This window comes from Sphingomonas sp. (assembly GCF_031361285.1).
GTDB lineage: Bacteria > Pseudomonadota > Alphaproteobacteria > Sphingomonadales > Sphingomonadaceae > Sphingomicrobium.
On the sequence record NZ_JANMCO010000021.1, the window covers coordinates 1 to 16,737 of the forward strand.

At 64.2% G+C, this 16,737-nt stretch carries 15 protein-coding genes; 12 read left to right on the forward strand and 3 right to left on the reverse strand.

Features of this window, described 5'->3' with window-relative positions:
• Positions 1 to 267: 267 nt before the first annotated feature.
• The gene (locus RMO25_RS02385) at positions 268 to 1,254 is read left to right on the forward strand and encodes an NADP-dependent oxidoreductase (protein ID WP_309661007.1); all 987 of its coding nucleotides are present in this window, start codon (positions 268 to 270) and stop codon (positions 1,252 to 1,254) included.
• Here RMO25_RS02385 and RMO25_RS02390 read toward each other — a convergent pair.
• Positions 1,251 to 2,135, reverse strand: coding sequence for a neutral zinc metallopeptidase (locus RMO25_RS02390; RefSeq protein WP_309661008.1), 885 nt, complete (start codon positions 2,133 to 2,135; stop codon positions 1,251 to 1,253). The genes RMO25_RS02385 and RMO25_RS02390 overlap by 4 nt on opposite strands.
• Positions 2,136 to 2,231: 96 nt before the next feature.
• On the opposite strand from RMO25_RS02390, the gene RMO25_RS02395 reads away from it, so the two are divergent.
• The 6 genes from RMO25_RS02395 to RMO25_RS02420 all read left to right on the forward strand — a co-directional run bounded on the left by RMO25_RS02395 (position 2,232) and on the right by RMO25_RS02420 (position 7,579).
• Complete coding sequence (locus tag RMO25_RS02395; RefSeq protein WP_309661009.1) at positions 2,232 to 2,999, forward strand: 3-hydroxybutyrate dehydrogenase; 768 nt, start codon at positions 2,232 to 2,234, stop codon at positions 2,997 to 2,999.
• Positions 3,000 to 3,090: 91 nt separating this feature from the next.
• Positions 3,091 to 3,264 carry a hypothetical protein gene (locus RMO25_RS02400; protein WP_309661010.1) on the forward strand — a complete coding sequence of 58 codons (174 nt, stop codon included), beginning with the start codon at positions 3,091 to 3,093 and terminating at the stop codon, positions 3,262 to 3,264.
• A 275-nt stretch (positions 3,265 to 3,539) separates the two neighbouring features.
• Complete coding sequence (locus tag RMO25_RS02405) at positions 3,540 to 4,436, forward strand: sulfite exporter TauE/SafE family protein (protein WP_309661011.1); 897 nt, start codon at positions 3,540 to 3,542, stop codon at positions 4,434 to 4,436.
• The gene (locus tag RMO25_RS02410; protein WP_309661012.1) at positions 4,433 to 5,500 is read left to right on the forward strand and encodes a 2OG-Fe(II) oxygenase family protein; all 1,068 of its coding nucleotides are present in this window, start codon (positions 4,433 to 4,435) and stop codon (positions 5,498 to 5,500) included. The genes RMO25_RS02405 and RMO25_RS02410 overlap by 4 nt, the downstream gene beginning before the upstream one ends.
• 111 nt (positions 5,501 to 5,611) lie before the next feature.
• Entirely contained in the window at positions 5,612 to 6,238 is a 627-nt protein-coding gene (locus RMO25_RS02415; RefSeq protein ID WP_309661013.1) for a DUF4893 domain-containing protein, read from the forward strand.
• A 12-nt stretch (positions 6,239 to 6,250) separates the two neighbouring features.
• Positions 6,251 to 7,579, forward strand: coding sequence for an amidohydrolase (locus RMO25_RS02420; RefSeq protein ID WP_309661014.1), 1,329 nt, complete (start codon positions 6,251 to 6,253; stop codon positions 7,577 to 7,579).
• On the opposite strand, the gene RMO25_RS02425 is transcribed toward RMO25_RS02420, so the two are convergent.
• Positions 7,576 to 8,508, reverse strand: coding sequence for an aldo/keto reductase (locus RMO25_RS02425; RefSeq protein ID WP_309661015.1), 933 nt, complete (start codon positions 8,506 to 8,508; stop codon positions 7,576 to 7,578). The genes RMO25_RS02420 and RMO25_RS02425 overlap by 4 nt on opposite strands.
• 117 nt (positions 8,509 to 8,625) lie before the next feature.
• Between RMO25_RS02425 and prsK the strand changes: the two genes are divergently transcribed.
• The 5 genes from prsK to RMO25_RS02450 all read left to right on the forward strand — a co-directional run bounded on the left by prsK (position 8,626) and on the right by RMO25_RS02450 (position 15,514).
• The gene (prsK, locus tag RMO25_RS02430; RefSeq protein WP_309661016.1) at positions 8,626 to 10,686 is read left to right on the forward strand and encodes an XrtA/PEP-CTERM system histidine kinase PrsK; all 2,061 of its coding nucleotides are present in this window, start codon (positions 8,626 to 8,628) and stop codon (positions 10,684 to 10,686) included.
• Entirely contained in the window at positions 10,683 to 12,047 is a 1,365-nt protein-coding gene (gene prsR / locus RMO25_RS02435) for a PEP-CTERM-box response regulator transcription factor (RefSeq protein WP_309661017.1), read from the forward strand. The genes prsK and prsR overlap by 4 nt, the downstream gene beginning before the upstream one ends.
• An 88-nt stretch (positions 12,048 to 12,135) precedes the next feature.
• Positions 12,136 to 13,980 carry a DUF885 family protein gene (locus RMO25_RS02440; RefSeq protein ID WP_309661018.1) on the forward strand — a complete coding sequence of 615 codons (1,845 nt, stop codon included), beginning with the start codon at positions 12,136 to 12,138 and terminating at the stop codon, positions 13,978 to 13,980.
• Positions 13,981 to 14,058: 78 nt separating this feature from the next.
• Entirely contained in the window at positions 14,059 to 15,345 is a 1,287-nt protein-coding gene (locus tag RMO25_RS02445) for an MFS transporter (protein WP_309661019.1), read from the forward strand.
• Between the two features lie 4 nt (positions 15,346 to 15,349).
• Positions 15,350 to 15,514 carry a hypothetical protein gene (locus RMO25_RS02450; protein ID WP_309661020.1) on the forward strand — a complete coding sequence of 55 codons (165 nt, stop codon included), beginning with the start codon at positions 15,350 to 15,352 and terminating at the stop codon, positions 15,512 to 15,514.
• 19 nt (positions 15,515 to 15,533) lie between these two features.
• Here RMO25_RS02450 and RMO25_RS02455 read toward each other — a convergent pair.
• The coding region (locus RMO25_RS02455; protein ID WP_309661021.1) for an ATP-binding cassette domain-containing protein at positions 15,534 to 16,737 on the reverse strand (1,204 nt) is incomplete at its 5' end.

Below are 16,737 nucleotides of genomic sequence, written 5' to 3' on the forward strand. Positions count from 1 at the left end.
CTGCTTTCCACCCGCTTCGGCCACAACCGACCCATTGCAGTCATAACAAAATCCCGTATCGCAGTGTATCGTAAATCGCGCGATTCTGATCGTTTGAGCACGAAAAGCACGCAGTTTTACTGCGGTTTTCTCTATGTAAGCGCGTCGAGTCTGTGCAATCGCACTGCAGAGGTCAGGAGTTCGATCCTCCTCAGCTCCACCAGCCACCCAGCGCCCTTTCCAGTGCCGGGCCGTGCGCCTATCGGCTGGTGCCAAAGGAGATCGCTTATGGCCCGCGCCTGGCATTTGAAGAGCCGCCCGCAAGGCACCCCGACGGCGGATAATTTCGCGCTTGAGCCGCTCGATCTGCCGCGCCTCGACGACGGCATGGTCCGCGTCGCCAATCGCTGGCTGTCGGTCGACCCGTACATGCGCGGGCGGATGAACGACGTGAAGAGCTATGTCCCGCCGTTCGCGATCGACGCCCCGATGGAGGGCGGCGCGGTCGGCGAAGTGGTCGAGTCCAAAGCCGACGGGTTCCAGCCCGGCGACTGGGTGCTGCATATGGCCGGCTGGCGCGACGAAGCCGTCCTGCCCGCCGCCGCTTTGAACAAGCTCCCCGATCTCGGCGTCGAACCGCAGGCGTTTCTCGGCAATCTCGGCCTGACCGGCGGCACCGCTTATTTCGGCCTGCTCGACGCCGCGTCGGCCAAGGAAGGCGACATTGTCTTCGTCTCGGCCGCCGCCGGCGCGGTCGGCTCAGCCGTCGTCCAGATCGCCAAGGCCAAGGGCATGACCGTGATCGGCGCGGCCCGCGGGCCCGAAAAATGCGACTTCGTCTGCTCCTTGGGCGCCGACGCGGCGATCGATTATTCCGAAGGCCCGATCGTCAAATCGCTGGCCGCCGCCGCGCCCGATGGCATCGACGTCTATTTCGACAATGTCGGCGGCGACCATCTCGACGCCGCTTTGGCGCTCGCCCGCCGCGACGCGCGCTTTGCCCTCTGCGGGATGATCGATAGCTACAACAGCGGCCAGCCGGCGTCGCTGCGCTACATCATGCGGATCATCGGCATGCGCATCCGGCTGCAGGGTTTCATCTACACCGATTATGTGCCGCGACTGGGCGAATTCTACCGCGACATGGGCGGCTGGATCGCCGGTGGCCAGGTGACCGCGCGCGACACCGTGGTCGACGGGCTCGAGGCGATGCCCGAAGCTTTCCTCGGCCTGTTCTCGGGCGCCAACACCGGCAAAATGCTGGTCAAGCTTTAGCGCGCGTTGAAATTGCACGCCGCCGGGTTGCCGCTTTGCAAACCGGTGCGCAGCGCCGCCATGCGCTGGGCGGCTGAGCCGTGGGTGAAGCTTTCGGGGACGACCCGGCCCTGCATTTCTTTCTGCAGCGTATCGTCGCCGATCGCGTCGGCCGCGCGCATGCCTTCCTCGACATCGCCCGGCTCGAGCGCCGGCGTGCCGTCGGGCGCCTTGGCATTGGCTGCCCACACCCCGGCGTAGCAATCGGCCTGGAGCTCGATGCCGACCTGGATGGCATTGCCGTCGGCGCGGCTGGCGCGGGCTTGCGCGGTCGCCGCCTGGTCAAGCCGGCCTTCGAGATCCTGGATGTGGTGGCCGACTTCGTGGGCGATGACATAGGCTTGGGGAAAGTCGCCCGGCGCGTTGAACTTGGATCGCAATTCGGTGAAGAATTGCGGGTCGATGTAAATTTCCTTGTCGGTCGGGCAATAGAATGGCCCCATCGCCGCCTGCGCCGCGCCGCAGCCCGATTGATTGGCGTTCGAATAAGCGACCAAGGTGGTGGGCGTGTAGCGCTTCCCATTCTTCTGGAAGATGTCGCCCCACACTTTCTCGGTCGACAGCAGGACCGATGTCAGCGTTCTTTTGTCCTCGGCGCTGAGGGTCGAGGCGCTGCTCGCCGTCGGCCCGGCGCCGCTGCCGCCACCGAGGATGCCACCGCCGCCCAGCGAGGTCAGCGCGCAATAACCGACCAGCAGCACCAGCACGCCGACAATGCCGAAGCGGCTGAGCACGAACGGCAGCAAGCAGCCGAGCAAATTGCCGCCGCCCCCGCCGCGACCAAAGCCGCTTTGCCCGGTCCGGTCGTCGAAATTGCCGCTGCCCTCGTCACCCAACCGCATGATGCTGCCTCCTGTTGCTTGCCGTAATGCGCGAAAGGCCATGGCAGTTGCAAACCGGCGCGGCGGCGGCAAGGAGCGCGATGGAAAGGAGCTCCGATGATTCTTGCCGGCAAGGTTGCGCTGATTACCGGATCGACGTCGGGGATCGGCCTCGCCATCGCCCGCGCGTTTGCCGCCGAGGGCGCGAAAGTGATGCTCAACGGCTTCGGCGACGCGAGCCAAATCCAGGCGCTGTGCACCGAACTGGGCGCGCTGCACGACGGCGCCGACCTCTCGGATCCTGCCGCCATCGAAGCGATGATGGCGCGCTGCTCGGCCGAGCTTGGCCCGCCCGACGTGCTGGTCAACAACGCCGGCATCCAGCACGTCAGCCCGATTGAAAGCTTCCCGCCCGACAAATGGGACTCGATCATCGCCATCAATTTGACCGCCGCGTTCCACACCGTCCGCCTCGCGCTGCCAGCCATGCGGGCGAAAAAATGGGGCCGGATCATCAACACCGCGTCGGCCCACAGCCTCGTCGCCAGCCCCAATAAGTCCGCTTATGTCGCCGCCAAGCACGGCATCGCCGGCCTCACCAAGACGGTCGCGCTGGAAGCGGCGCGCGATGGTGTCACCGCCAATTGCATCTCGCCCGGCTATGTCTGGACGACGCTGGTCGAAAACCAGATCCCCGACACGATGCAGGCCCGTGGCCTGACCCGCGAGCAAGTCATCAACGACGTCCTCCTCGCCGCCCAGCCGACCAAGCGCTTCGTCACCCCCGAGGAAATCGCCGCCTTTGCCCTGTTCCTGTGCCGCGACGAGGCCGGCTCGATCACCGGCGCCAACCTCAGCATGGATGGCGGCTGGACCGCCGCCTAGCTGCCCGTGAACAGTTCGGCGATCGCTTCGTAACTCCTTGGTAATCCCTCGGCCCCACAGCTTGACGCCGACCGGGACCGAGGGGCGCGACGTGAATCGACAATATGAGGCCGCACTCATCCTGCTGCTGATAACCGCCACCAGCTGCCATCGCCCCAGTCGCCAGCTGTCGTCGTCGGTCACGGTCAAGCTCCCGCCAGCCCGCACCGCCGCGCCAGGATTCTCCGCCGCAATCGCCGCGCCAGACGCTCAAATGCGCGGTTAGCTAGTCAAAAACGGTCATTCATTGAACGAACGTCCGCTTTCGACCCATTGCGGACATGCGCTTGACCCCGGGCGATTGCCTGGCCTAGCGAGACGTGGAATGACGCACCTGAATGCCATCGCTACTGACCGTACGTTCCGCCTCTGGTGGCGCAACTATCCTCTTGCGGCGCGATGGCGCGACTGATCGACTAGCTGACGATCATCGACTGCCCGCCCGCCACCCGACGGGTTTTTTTGTTTCAGGTGAATTCTTATGACATTTGCGCAGCTGCCATGTTGATTGCGCTCCTGGTTTCGCTGGGCCTTGCGATCTGGTTTTACGCCGTCGTCTTGGCGCGTGCGGCTATCGCGCGGCGTATCCGGCCGAATATCGAGGCGCTTTACGTAGGCGCCATCGTCAACTTTTTTGATGCGTTGGGAATCGGCTCGTTTGCCACGACAACGGTCTGGCTCAAGTTCCGCAGGATGGTTCCCGACCGGCTGATTCCGCCAACGATGCTAGTCGGCCTCACGCCACCCGCGCTGGCCGAAAGCATCATTTTTCTCATCCTGCTCGGCGTGTTGGTCGATCCGGTCCTCCTGTTTGGATGCGCGATCGCGACGATGCTGGGCGGGCTCGTCGGAGCGCCTCTGGTGGCGAGGGCCAGAGTCTGGATAGTCCAGCTGATCGTGGCGATTGGGCTGGTGCTGGCGGCAACCGCGTACGCTATGACCAACCTTCACCTGTTCCCCGGCGGCGGCACCGCTACCGGGCTGCCGATCGGTCCGACGGTCGCGGCGATCGCCGCGAGCTTCGGGTTCGGCATTCTAGCGAATTTTGGGGTTGGCAATTACGCGCCATCGCTCGTTCTGCTAAGCTTGATGGGCATGGACCCGAGGCTTTGCTTCCCAATCATGGCGACCGGAGGTTCTTTGATGGGCGTCGGAGCAAGTATTCGGCACATGAAGATTGGCGAGGTCGACCTGCGCATTGTCCTGGGATTGGCGATTGGCGGCATCCCGGCCGTCCTGATCGCGGCCCTAGTCGTAAAATCCATGCCGCTGGAGCTCCTGCGCTGGCTGGTCTTCGCGGTCGTTCTCTACGCCGCGGCGGTCATGTTCCGTGCCGCCATGACAGGGCAGCAGGAAGAGAAGGCCGACTTTGCCGAATCGTCGGTTGCGATATCATGACCGATACCAACGCCCACAACCGCGAGTTCGAAAAATACGATCAGGTGCTAAAGACGCACACGTATCGCCTGGCCGAGCACGACGGCGATGAGTTCGACGAGGATTACCGGATCGCGACGCTGGACTTCGAGCCATTTCTGCACGGGAGTGTCTCGGCCAAGGCACGCTTCGCAGAGGAGTTGGGGACCGCCCTCCAGCAGATCGGCTTTGCGGTACTGACCGGCCATGGAGTCGACGCCGCCCTTTACGACAACGTCCACGACCAGGTGCTCGACCTGTTTACGACCACGCCTGTCGACCAAAAAATGCGCTTCCGCGCGAGGCGCCACGGCTCAGTCAATCAGGGCTATTTCCCGCTTGAGGAAACGAGCGAGATTCATCCCGACCTCGTCGAGGGTTGGGTTTGGTGCCGGCGCGCGTTCGACATTCCGCAGGAACGCGACGGGTCATTTCACGCCGACGAATACTGGCCACGTGCGGAATATGAGGAGCAATTCCGCCGCCTAGTCCTTGCCCACGAGCCGCTTTTCAAACCGCTAGCGCAGGCCATGTTTCAGGGCCTGGGGGTCGATCCGCACATCTTTGATCGCAAACTGACTGGCACGAATTTCGGCCTGCGGCTGAATTATTATCCGCCTCTGACCAACGAGCAGGACCGTTCCGGGGCCGGCCGGCTGCTTGGCCACGAAGACGTGGATCTTTTCACGATCTTGCCCGCAACGCGGATGGAGGGACTTCAGGTCTGGAATCACGGAACCGGGAAATGGGTCCGCTTGCACGCTCCACACGGCTCAATCATCATCAACACCGGCGATTATATGCAGCGGATCAGCAATGACCGGCTGCCGTCGACGACGCATCGTGTGGGCAAGCCGCGCGACGGATCGCACCTTTCGACCCCGAGGGTGTCCTTCCCGATGGCCGTCTATCTATGGGAAGACGAAGTTCTCGAAGTGCTGCCCGGCCTCGGCGAGCCCAAATACGAGCCGATCAAAGCCGTTACCTTCCACACAAAAAGCACCAGCAAATTCTACGGCGATGACTACGTCGTCGAAACGGCCTGAGGCGTGTTTAGCTAAGGTCCGCATTCCACTCAAAGCACACATAAACCAAATGCCCATTTCCACGCCGTGCCAGTTGCGCGGCTGGGTGGCTTTGCTACGCTCGTCGGGACGATGAAACGCGCGCTTGCCTTCGCGGCCCTCGGCCTCACTCTGTCCGCCTGCTCGGCGATGACGCCGAGCGGCGCCGTGATTGATGCGCCCGTTCGCGACTGGCGCGAGATCGCCACGCCCGACGACCGCGCCCGCCTGCGCGACTGGCGCAGCGCCTTCACCGCCGCCCTCCAATCCGCCCGCGCGGCCGGTCATGCCGCCGAAATCGCCCGCGAAGGCGCGCTGCTCGATCCCGATGCGGCGCTGGCCGGCGGCGCGATACCCAACGGCGATTACCGCTGCCGCGTCATCAAGCTTGGCGCCAAGACCCCCGGCATGCTCGATTACGTCGGCTACCCCGCCTTCACTTGCCGCATCGGCCCCGACGCCGACCTGCAATCCTTTGCCAAGATGACCGGTTCGCAGCGCCAGCTCGGCCTGGTCTTTCCCGGCGACGCCATGCGCCAGGTGTTCCTCGGCACCGTCGTGCTGGGCGATGAGCGCCGCGCGTTGCAATATGGCCGCGATCAGGAGCGCGACGTCGCCGCCTTCGTCGAGCGGATCGGCCCCAACCGCTGGCGGATGCTGATGCCCAGGCCCCATTTTGAATCGCAGATCGACGTGCTCGAGCTCATTCCCTCCGGTTAGGAAACGCGTGCCATGACAAAGACCCTGCTGCTGGCCCTGACGGCCATGACGCTGCCCATCGCCTTGCCGGCCACCGCCAACGCCGCCGCGCTGCGGGACGCCATTCGTGCCGACATGCCGCAGTTGATGACCCTGTACCGCGACCTTCACGCCAACCCCGAACTGTCGATGGCGGAGGTGCGAACCCCGGCCAAGCTCGCCGCGGAAGCGCGCAAACTGGGCTTCACCGTAACCGAGCATGTCGGCAAGACCGGGGTCGTCGCGGTGATGAAGAACGGACCCGGACCGGTGCTGCTGCTGCGCGCCGACATGGACGCGCTGCCGGTGGTCGAGCAGACCGGATTGCCGTTCGCCTCTAAGGTCCGGGCGATGGCGCGTTCGGGCGTCGAGACCGGCGTGATGCACGCCTGCGGCCACGACACCCACATGACCAGCTGGCTCGGCACCGCCCGCCGGCTGGCGGCGATGAAGGACCAGTGGTCCGGCACGCTGGTGATGATCCTGCAGCCGGGCGAAGAGACCGGCGAAGGCGCCAAGGCGATGCTCGACGACGGACTCTACACGCGCTTTCCCAAACCCGATTATGTCCTGGCGTTCCACGACGCGGCGGCGCTTCCCGCCGGCGTGATCGGAGTCACGTCGGGCTACGCACTCGCTAACGTCGACAGCGTCGATATCTCGGTGAAAGGAGTCGGCGGACACGGTGCTTATCCGCAGACCACCAAGGATCCGATCGTCCTTGCGGCGCGCATCGTCACCACGCTGCAGACCCTGGTCAGCCGCGAGAATGATCCCGCCAATCCGGCCGTCGTCACTGTCGGCAGCTTCCACGCCGGCACGAAGCACAACATCATTTCGGACGAGGCCAAATTGCAGCTGACGGTGCGCAGTTACACGCCCGCGGTGCGCACGCTGCTGCTCGACGGAATCCGCCGCATCGCCCGCGGCGAAGCGATTGCCGCCGGGATGCCCGAAGACCGCATGCCAGTGGTGACGATCCGCGACGCCGAGTTCACGCCGTCGACCTTCAACACCGAGAAACTGTCAGCCCGCGCGCTCGCTTTGTTCACCGAGCATTTCGGGCCGGAGCGGGCGATCAAGACCCCGGCGGTGATGGGCGGCGAAGATTTCAGCCGCTTCTGGCTCGCCGACAAGAGGGTCGAGAGCCTGATCTTCTGGGTCGGCGGCACGCCCAGGGCCAAATGGGACGCGGCCGGCGGCGATGCCTCGAAGCTACCGTCGCTACACAGCCCGCTGTGGGCACCCGACGCCGACGCCGTAATCTCCACCGCGACCGAAGCCCTGACGCTGACCGCGCTCGATATTTTGAAGAAGGGCTAGGCGCTCGCCGCGTTAAGTTGCTCGATCTGGTCTGGCGTCAGGTCCAGTGTCAGCGCCGCGACTAACTCCCGCAACTGATCGACGCTGGTGGCGCTGGCGATCGGGGCGGTGATACCGGGCTGGGCCATGGTCCAGGCGAGCGTCACCGTTGCCAGCGCGGCCCCGGTCTCGGCCGCGACCTCGTCGAGGGCGGCGAGCACCCGCATTCCGCGTCCTGCCAGATATTCGACATTACGCTGGCCGCGGACCGATTTGCTGAGATCGTCGGGCGTCCGGTACTTGCTGGTGAGGAAGCCGTTGGCGAGGCTGTAGAAGGGTAGGACGCCCATGCCGTGGGCCGCGGCCGCGTCGCCAAGCGGCCCCTCGAGCTTCTCTCGCTCGACCATATTGTACCAGGTCTGCAGCGCACATGGCTGCATAAACCCATGTTGTTCAGCAACTTGCATAGCTTCGCTGACACGCGGGGCAGTGAATTGCGACAGCCCGATTTCGCGGATCTTGCCATGCTCACGCAGTTCCTCGAAAGCCCCCAAACTGTCGGCCAGCGGAACCGCCTCGTCGTCCTTATGCTGGTAGTACAAATCGATGCAGTCGATCCCGAGCCGCTGCAGCGACGCATCGCAAGCCGGGCCGACAGTCCCCGGCGCGAGGCCGGCGAGGAAGCCGACCTTGGTTGCGATCACCACCTGGTCGCGCTTGCCGCTGCGTTGCAGCCACTTGCCGATGACTGTCTCGCTCTCGCCACCAACGTGCCCCGGCACCCAGGCCGAATAAACGTCGGCGGTGTCGATCATCGTCCCACCGGCATCGACGAAGGCATCGAGCACGGCAAAACTCGCAGCTTCGTCGGCGGTCCAGCCGAACACGTTGCCGCCGAGCGCCAGCGGCGCGATCTCCAGGTCGCTGTTGCCGATGCGCCGCTTGTCCATTCGTCACCTCCGTTTTCCCTATGGTGAATAAAGGCCGATTTCGGAAGCGTTCAGCATTTCTTTGTAAAGTTTAGCGACACTGCCGCTCATGTCGGACGATTTGACACTGTGGCCATCGTGGAAGGCCTGATCTCCTTCTGGAGCTTCGCGCTGGCCGCGGCGATGTTTGTCGCGCTGCTGATCTGGCGGCTCGGTGCCGGTACGCGCCTCGATGGCCATCGCCTGCTGCTTGGCGGCTTCGCCTTGACGGCGTGCTGGGCTTGGCTCTCGGCCATCGACCCGGGCGACCCGCTGGTCAGCTACGCCGAGACCGCGCGCAACCTGGTTTGGGTTTCATTGCTCTACAGCCTGTCGGCGACCGGCGAGGCTCGTCAGCATGGCCTTCGCCTGGTTTACGGCGCGGTGTCGGCGGTATTCGGTCTGCAACTGGTGGCCGACACACTGTCGCTGGTGGTCCACAGCGGCCCGCTAGTCGAGACCGAAACCCTGTTGCGGATCACCGGGGCGGCGGGTTCGCTTGTCCTCGTCCACAACCTTTACGGACAGGCCGCACCAGCAAGCCGATCGACCATCCGCTTCGCCATGCTCGGGCTGGCGCTGATCTGGGTCTACGACCTCAACCTCTACACCATTTTTTACCTCGGCGCCGGCGGTGGCTCGGCGCTGGTCGATTGGCGCGGCGTCGCCGTTGCGCTGACCGCGCCGCTATTCGCCCTGGGCGCCAAGCAGGAAGACGGCTGGCGGATCCGCTTGTCGCGGGCGGCAACCTTCCAGTCGCTCTCGCTGCTGGCGATCTGTGGTTATTTCGCCGTGATGACGGTCCTGGCCACCGCGCTCCGCGGGACGGGCTGGGACTGGTCGGGAAGCTTGCTGGTCGCGTTGCTGGCGTTTTTGACCGTCGCCGCCATGGTCCTGCTGCCCAGCCCCAGCGCGCGCAGCTGGGCGAAGGTCAAACTCGCCAAGCATCTGTTCGAACACCGCTATGACTATCGCACCGAATGGCTGCGCTTCACCGAGACTTTGGGGCGCGCTGGAACCGATGCACCACCGCTGGGCGAACGGGTAATCAAGGCCTTTGCCGACATCGCCGACGCGCCCGGTGGGCTGTTGCTGGTGACCGATGCATCCGGCGGGCTCACGTCGTCCGCGGCGTGGAACTGGCCGGGCCGCAACCCGCCCCCCGGGGACATGGAAAGCTCCGGCGATTTCTGGCGCGAAGTCGAAAGCTCTGGCCGAATCCTCGAGCTCGATGCCTATCGCGGTCGCTGGGGCCATCCCAAGGACATGGTCATCGACGTGCCGTCATGGATCGCCGATGACGCCATTGCCTGGGCGGGTGTCCCACTGATCCACAACGACCGATTGTTCGGCCTCGTCCTGTTGGCAGCCCCCGATTATCGCCGCGCCCTCGACTGGGAAGATTTCGACCTGCTGCGCACCGCTGGCCGACAGGCGGCGAGCTCGCTGGCCGAAGCCCACGGCCAGGAAGCACTGTCCAACGCGCAGCGGTTCGAGGACTTCAACCGCCGCTTCGCCTTCATCCTCCACGACATCAAGAACCTGGTCAGCCAATTGTCGCTGCTGTCGCGCAACGCCGAGCGCCACGCGGACAACCAGGAGTTCCGCACAGATATGATCGCGACTCTGAAGAGCTCGGTCGGCAAGATGAACGAGCTCCTGGCCCGCCTGTCGCCGCAAGCAACCCAGCGCGCGCAGCGCAGCGAGCCCTCCCCGCTCCGCGAAATCCTGTCGGCGGCAATCGCCGCCAATCGCCGCAACCACGATGTCCGCTTGCTTGGCGATGCGTCGCTGAGCGCGGTCGTCGACGCGACCGGCTTGGGACAAGCCATTGGGCACTTGGTCCAAAATGCCGTCGAGGCCAGTCCGGCTGCCAAGCCAGTGACCGTGCGCGTCGCCGGACGCGGCAATTCGGTGATGGTGACGATCGCCGATCACGGCTGCGGCATGGACGGGGATTTCATCCGCAACCGGCTGTTCCAGCCGTTCGCTTCGACCAAGGCCGACGGTTTTGGCATCGGTTCGTTCGAGGCCCGGTCGCTGATCGCCGCGATGGGCGGACGGCTTAGTGTCGATAGCCGTCCCGGCCACGGCACCACCTTCACCATCATGCTCGCCGCGGCCCCCGCGGATAGCGCCATCCGACGGAAAATCGCATGAGCGAACCCAATGACCTTCCCGTTCTACTGATCGTCGAAGACGACGAAGGTCTGCAGCGCCAATTGAAATGGGCGTATGACGGCTATCGCGTGGTGGTCGCTGGCGACCGCGTCTCGGCGATCGAGGCGTTGCGCGTGCACGAACCAGCGGTTGTCACTTTGGACCTTGGCCTGCCGCCGGATCCCGATGGCACCGAAGAAGGTTTCGCGACGCTGACCGAGATGGTCCGGCTGAAGCCCGACACCAAGGTCATTGTCGCCTCGGGCCACGGCGCACGGGAAAGCGCTTTGAAGGCGATCGCCTGCGGGGCCTATGACTTTTACCGCAAGCCCGTCGACATCGACGAGCTCGGTCTCATCGTCGCGCGCGCGTTCCACCTCCACGACATCGAAACCGAGAACCGCCGCTTCGAGGCCGATGGCGAAACCGCGGTGCTGGGATCGATGATTAGCGCGGCGCCCGAAATGCTGAAGGTCGCCAAGACCATCGAGCGTGTCGCCACCGCCAGCGTATCGGTCATGCTGCTGGGCGCCAGCGGTACCGGCAAGGAATTGCTGGCCCGCGCCGTCCATGAGCAGAGCGCTCGCAGCGGCGGTGCATTTGTTGCAATCAACTGCGCGGCGATCCCCGAGAACCTGCTCGAATCCGAGCTGTTCGGCTATGAACGCGGCGCGTTCACCGGGGCGGTGAAAATGAACGTCGGCAAAATCGAACTTGCCGAAGGCGGGACCCTGTTCCTCGACGAAGTCGGCGACATTCCGCTGGCGCTTCAAGTCAAGCTGTTGCGCTTCCTGCAGGAGCGGGTGATCGAACGCATCGGCGGCCGCCAGCCGATTCCTGTCGACACCCGGATCGTCTGCGCGACCCACCAAAATCTCGAGGTCATGATCGCCACCGGCGGCTTCCGCGAGGATCTCTACTATCGGCTGGCCGAGGTGGTGGTCAAAATCCCGTCGCTAGCCGAGCGCGCGGGCGACTCGGTGTTGCTCGCGCGGCATTTCGTCAATGTGTTCGCCCGCGAAATGAACCCGAAGGTTCAGGGCCTGGCGCCCGACGCCATCGCGACAATCGATGCGTATTCTTGGCCCGGCAATGTCCGCGAGCTCGAAAATCGCATCAAGCGCGCGGTGATCATGACCGATGGCAAGATGATTGGGGCCGATGATCTCGACCTTCCGTGCGGCACCGATGAAGTCCCGCCGACGATCAACTTGCGCGCTGCCCGCGAAGTCGCCGATCGCCGGGCGATCCGACAAGCGATGAGCCGCACCGAGAACAATATTTCCGGCGCGGCGAAACTGCTCGGGATCAGCCGTCCGACGCTTTATGATCTGTTGAAGCAATATCGCCTGCAAGCGTAGGGTAGCTTTCGACGAACGCACTTGCAGCCCCGCTTGGCGCGGCTATTCCAAGCTCAATGTCACTCCATTCGAGTAAGGAACTCTGCGCATGGATCGTCGGTCATTTCTCTATGCCGGAGGCGCCACCGCGCTTTCGCTCCAGCTCGTTTCCGGAGCCGCCGCCAAGGCACTGGTCGCTCCGTCGGGTAAAGGCGCCAAGGGTCGTGGCGATGCAGCGCTCAACGCCTTGTTCGAAAAAATCTTCAACGAACAAGTCCGCGCGTCGCCGACCTTTGCCACCTCGCTTGGCCTCGACAAGGGTAAACTCGGTTATCTGCGGTCAAAGCTGGATACCCGACCTTACCGGACGGCGCGCGCCGAAGATTTGGCGCGCAATCGGCGATTCCTCGCACAGTTGAACTCAGTGTCGCCGGCGGGGCTTTCGCCGGCCGCGAAGCTCAACCGCGAAATCGTCATCTACGACATTGGCACGAATATCACCGCTCCCGCCCGGTTCGACCTTGATTCGGTCCAGAGCCCGTACCTCATCAGCCAGCAAGACGGCGCCTATTTCAACATCCCCGATTTTCTCAACAGCGCCCACACTATCGAGAGTTCGGCCGACGCCGACGCCTATCTGTCGCGGCTCACGCAGTTCGCGACCATCCTCGATAACGAGACCGCCGAACAGCGCCGCCAGGCCGGCCGCGGTTATGTCGCGCCGGGCTGGTCGCTGGACCTCGCGTTGGGGCAGATGCGCGAGCTGCGGTCACCGGCGGCCGACCAGAGCACCATGGTCGATTCACTGGTTCGCCGTGCCGCAGCCAAAGGCGTTGCCGGCGATTGGCAGCGGCGGGCCGCGGCCATCGTCACCCAGCAGGTCTATCCGGCGCTGGATCGGCAGATAGCCGCCGTCGAGAAATTGCGCGCGACCACGCCCGCTGGCGATGGCGCATGGCGTTTGCCGCAAGGCGAAGCGATCTACGCCGCTGCGCTGGAACAAGCGACGACAACTCGCTTCACGCCCGACGAAGTGCACAAGATCGGGCTCGCCCAAGTCGCCGAAATTACCGCCAAGCTGGAGCCATTGCTAAGGGCTGCAGGCCTGACCCAAGGCACGGTCGGCGAGCGGCTCTCAGCACTCAACCGCGACCCGGCCCAACTCTACGCGGACAATGATGCCGGGCGCACCGAGCTCATCGCGGGATTGAACGCCGGTGTAGCCAGCATGATGGCACGCCTGCCCAACGCTTTTGCCACCTTGCCGTCGCAGCCGCTCGAAATCCGCCGCGTTCCGCCCGAAATCCAGGACGGCGCATCGAACGGTTATTACCGCCGCGCATCGCTCGATGGCTCTCGGCCGGCGATCTATTTCATCAATCTGAAGTCGACCGCGGACTGGCCGAAATACACGTTGCCGTCGCTCACCTATCACGAAGGGGTGCCCGGGCATCATCTGCAGATCAGCCTCGCCCAGACGTCAGGCGACCTGCCGATGATCCGGAAAATCAGCTTCTACTCCGCCTATGGCGAGGGCTGGGCGCTCTATTCGGAGCAGCTGTCCGATGAGCTCGGCGGCTACACCGGCATTGAGCGGGCGGGCTATCTGCAGTCGTTCCTGTTTCGCGCGACGCGACTGGTGGTCGACACCGGGCTCAATTCCAAGCGCTGGAGCCGCGAGAAAGCGATCGACTATATGATCAAAACCACCGGCTTCGCGCGCGGCCGCGTCCAGCGCGAAATCGAGCGCTATTGCGCTTCGATCGGCCAGGCGTGCAGCTACAAGATGGGCCACATTGCTTGGATGCGTGCCCGGACCAATGCCCAGGCCATTCTCGGGCCGAAATTCGATCTGAAGCAATTCCACGAAGTACTCAAGGAAGGCGCCATGCCGCTGACCATTCTCGAGCGGCGGATCGAGGAGCGCGCGCGGGAACAACTGGCGCGGGGGTGAGCGCCGGGGCGCGGCGCGGAAAATCAATAGGCGAGCCGACCGCGCCCTCCTAGGCTCGACAGGAGCCAAGGGGGGCGGATGGAGAGCGCAGAGAAAAGAAAACCGCTCAAGCTGAACGCGATCATCGCGGTCGGGCTGGGTAACGCGCTCGCCTTTTACGACCTGTTGATCTTCGGGATCTTCGCGGTCCAGATCGGCGCCGCCATATACCCGCCGGACAGCGGGGTTTCGCCACTGCTTCTCGCGCTCGGCACGTTCGGGGTCGGGTTCCTCACCCGGCCGCTCGGCGCGCTCGTCATCGGTCGCTATGGCGATCGCGCGGGACGCAAGCCGGCGATGATGCTGTCGTTCACGCTGACTGGCCTGGCGATCCTCGGCCAAGCGCTGGTGCCGTCCTACGCGGTCGCCGGAATCGCCGCCCCGGCAATGATGATCGCCCTGCGGCTGCTGCTCGGGTTCGCGATCGGCGGCGAAGTCGGTCCGTCGATCGCTTATTTGATCGAGGCCGCCCCGGTCGAACGCCGCGGGCTCTACGCGTCGATCCAGTTCGCGACCGCGGACACGGGGGCTTTGGTCGCCGGGTTGATCGGCTTTGCGCTCGCCGCAACGCTCGACGATGCGCAGCTTGGCCAATGGGGTTGGCGCATCGCGATGGTGATTGGCGCGAGCATCGTCCCGTTCGGACTTTACCTGCGCAACCGCCTCGACGAGACGTTGCACACGGCCAGCCTGCAGGATGCACCGGCGCTTGCCCGACGCGGCGTGTTGTGGATCGCGCTGCTTGGCTTCCTAATCATCGTCAGCGCGACTGTCGGCTCATACGGCCTAAGCTACCTCACCGTTTACGCGCAGACGACGCTGCATATGGCAACCGACCTCGCCTTTGCGGGGACCATCTTCTTCGGGCTCGCGGCGGTGATCGCCGATCTCGCCGGGGGCGTTGCCTCGGACCGCTTCGGGCGCAAGCCGGTGATGCTGTTCGGCTCGCTGGCGCTGGTGCTCACGCTGATTCCGGCTTTCTATTGGCTCAACGCCTCTCCCACCATGCTCGTACTCGGGATGGTCAGTTTCTGGCGGTCTACGGCTACTACACTCGGGACAGCAGCAGCGATAATCGGTTTTACCGAGGCGCTGCCAGTCCGCAATCGCTCCGGATCGCTCGGCTTGGTGTATGCGCTTGCCGTGGCGATTTTCGGTGGAACGGCGCAATTGGCGGTCGCCTGGTTGACCGATTTGCTGCATGACCCATTGGCCCCGGCTTATTACGTCCTAGCGATTTCGCTGGTCGGCATCGGCGCGATGATCGCACTGCCCGAAACCGCGCCAATCCGCGTGCGGGCGCACAACTTGTCACCCAAGGGATAAAGCAATGAAAACCATTTTGTTGATTACCGGTGTGCTCGCCGTGCTGATGGGCCTGCTGTGGATCGGCCAGGGGCTCGGCTACATCCACTGGCCGGCATCCAGTTCATGCTCGACCAGCGGCCGTGGGCATTGCGTGGGGGAATACTGGCCGTCGTCGGGATCGTGCTGATCCTGCTGTCGCGGCAACGCTAGCGGGCTAGTCCCTCGGCCAGCTCAGCGACTTCGAGCCAGCGGTGCTCGGCGGCGTCCTTCTCGGCCCGATGGCGGGCGATCCGATTGGTCAGAGCGGCGAAACGCTGTGGGTCAGCAGCGAACAAATCGGGATCGTGGAGCGTGGCTTCGTCTGCGGCGATCGCCACTTCGAGCCGCTCGATCTCCTTCGGCAAACGGTCGAGATCGCGCTGATGCTTGTAGCTGAGTTTGTTTGAACGGCCATTTTCGGACGGCGCCTTGGCTGCAGCTTTGGCCTTGGCCGCCGGCCGCGCTTCCTGCCGCTGCTTGACCCAATCCACATAGCCGCCGGCGACGATGTCGACTCGTCCCGACCCGTCGAGGCCCAGCGTTACCGTCACCGTCCGATCGAGGAAGTCGCGGTCGTGGCTGACGATCAGCACCGTCCCCTGATAATCGGCGATGACTTCCTGCAGCAGGTCGAGCGTTTCGAGATCGAGATCGTTGGTCGGCTCGTCGAGCACCAGCAGGTTGGCCTCGCGGGCGAATTCGCGCGCGAGCAGCAACCGCGACCGTTCACCGCCCGACAGCGACCCCAACAGGGCTTCAGTCAGTGACGGATCGAACAGAAACTCTTTCAAATATCCCTTGAGGTGCTTCTTGTGGCCGCGAACGTCGATCCAGTCGCCGCCATGAGCAAGCACATCGCGAACGGTCTTGCCCGGCTCCATCAGCTTGCGCTGCTGGTCGATGACAATTCCCGACAGCGTCTTGGCCTGGACGACCTTGCCACTGTCCGGCTGCAATTCGCCGGTCAGCAGTTTGAGCAGCGTCGTCTTGCCAGCCCCGTTCGCCCCGACGATGCCGATCCGGTCGCCGCGCTGCACACGCAATGTGAAGTCCCGGATGATCGACCGTTCGCCAAAGCTCTTCGCCACATGTTCGGCGTCAATCACGGTTTTCGAGCGGACATCGTCCTGGCCAATCGCCAGCTTGGCGGTTCCGGCGGTGCCCAGCATCGCCGCGCGCTGCGCCCGCATCTCATTGAGCTTGGTCAATCGTCCCTGATTGCGGCGGCGCCGCGCGGTCACGCCGCGCTGCAACCAATGCAGTTCGAGCTTCAGCTTGGCGTCGAGCTTCTCCGACGCCCGTGTTTCCTCGGCATAAACCGCCTCGGTCCACGCCTCGAACCCGCCAAATCCGATCTCGGCGCGACGGAGT

Bases quoted from the DNA above. Each gene is read 5' to 3' on its own strand.
- RMO25_RS02385 (WP_309661007.1), top strand. From the start codon at position 268: ATGGCCCGCGCCTGGCATTTGAAGAGCCGCCCGCAAGGCACCCCGACG.
- RMO25_RS02390 (WP_309661008.1), bottom strand. From the start codon at position 2,135: ATGCGGTTGGGTGACGAGGGCAGCGGCAATTTCGACGACCGGACCGGG.
- RMO25_RS02395 (WP_309661009.1), top strand. From the start codon at position 2,232: ATGATTCTTGCCGGCAAGGTTGCGCTGATTACCGGATCGACGTCGGGG.
- RMO25_RS02405 (WP_309661011.1), top strand. From the start codon at position 3,540: ATGTTGATTGCGCTCCTGGTTTCGCTGGGCCTTGCGATCTGGTTTTAC.
- RMO25_RS02410 (WP_309661012.1), top strand. From the start codon at position 4,433: ATGACCGATACCAACGCCCACAACCGCGAGTTCGAAAAATACGATCAG.
- RMO25_RS02415 (WP_309661013.1), top strand. From the start codon at position 5,612: ATGAAACGCGCGCTTGCCTTCGCGGCCCTCGGCCTCACTCTGTCCGCC.
- RMO25_RS02420 (WP_309661014.1), top strand. From the start codon at position 6,251: ATGACAAAGACCCTGCTGCTGGCCCTGACGGCCATGACGCTGCCCATC.
- RMO25_RS02425 (WP_309661015.1), bottom strand. From the start codon at position 8,508: ATGGACAAGCGGCGCATCGGCAACAGCGACCTGGAGATCGCGCCGCTG.
- prsR (WP_309661017.1), top strand. From the start codon at position 10,683: ATGAGCGAACCCAATGACCTTCCCGTTCTACTGATCGTCGAAGACGAC.
- RMO25_RS02440 (WP_309661018.1), top strand. From the start codon at position 12,136: ATGGATCGTCGGTCATTTCTCTATGCCGGAGGCGCCACCGCGCTTTCG.
- RMO25_RS02445 (WP_309661019.1), top strand. From the start codon at position 14,059: ATGGAGAGCGCAGAGAAAAGAAAACCGCTCAAGCTGAACGCGATCATC.
- RMO25_RS02450 (WP_309661020.1), top strand. From the start codon at position 15,350: ATGAAAACCATTTTGTTGATTACCGGTGTGCTCGCCGTGCTGATGGGC.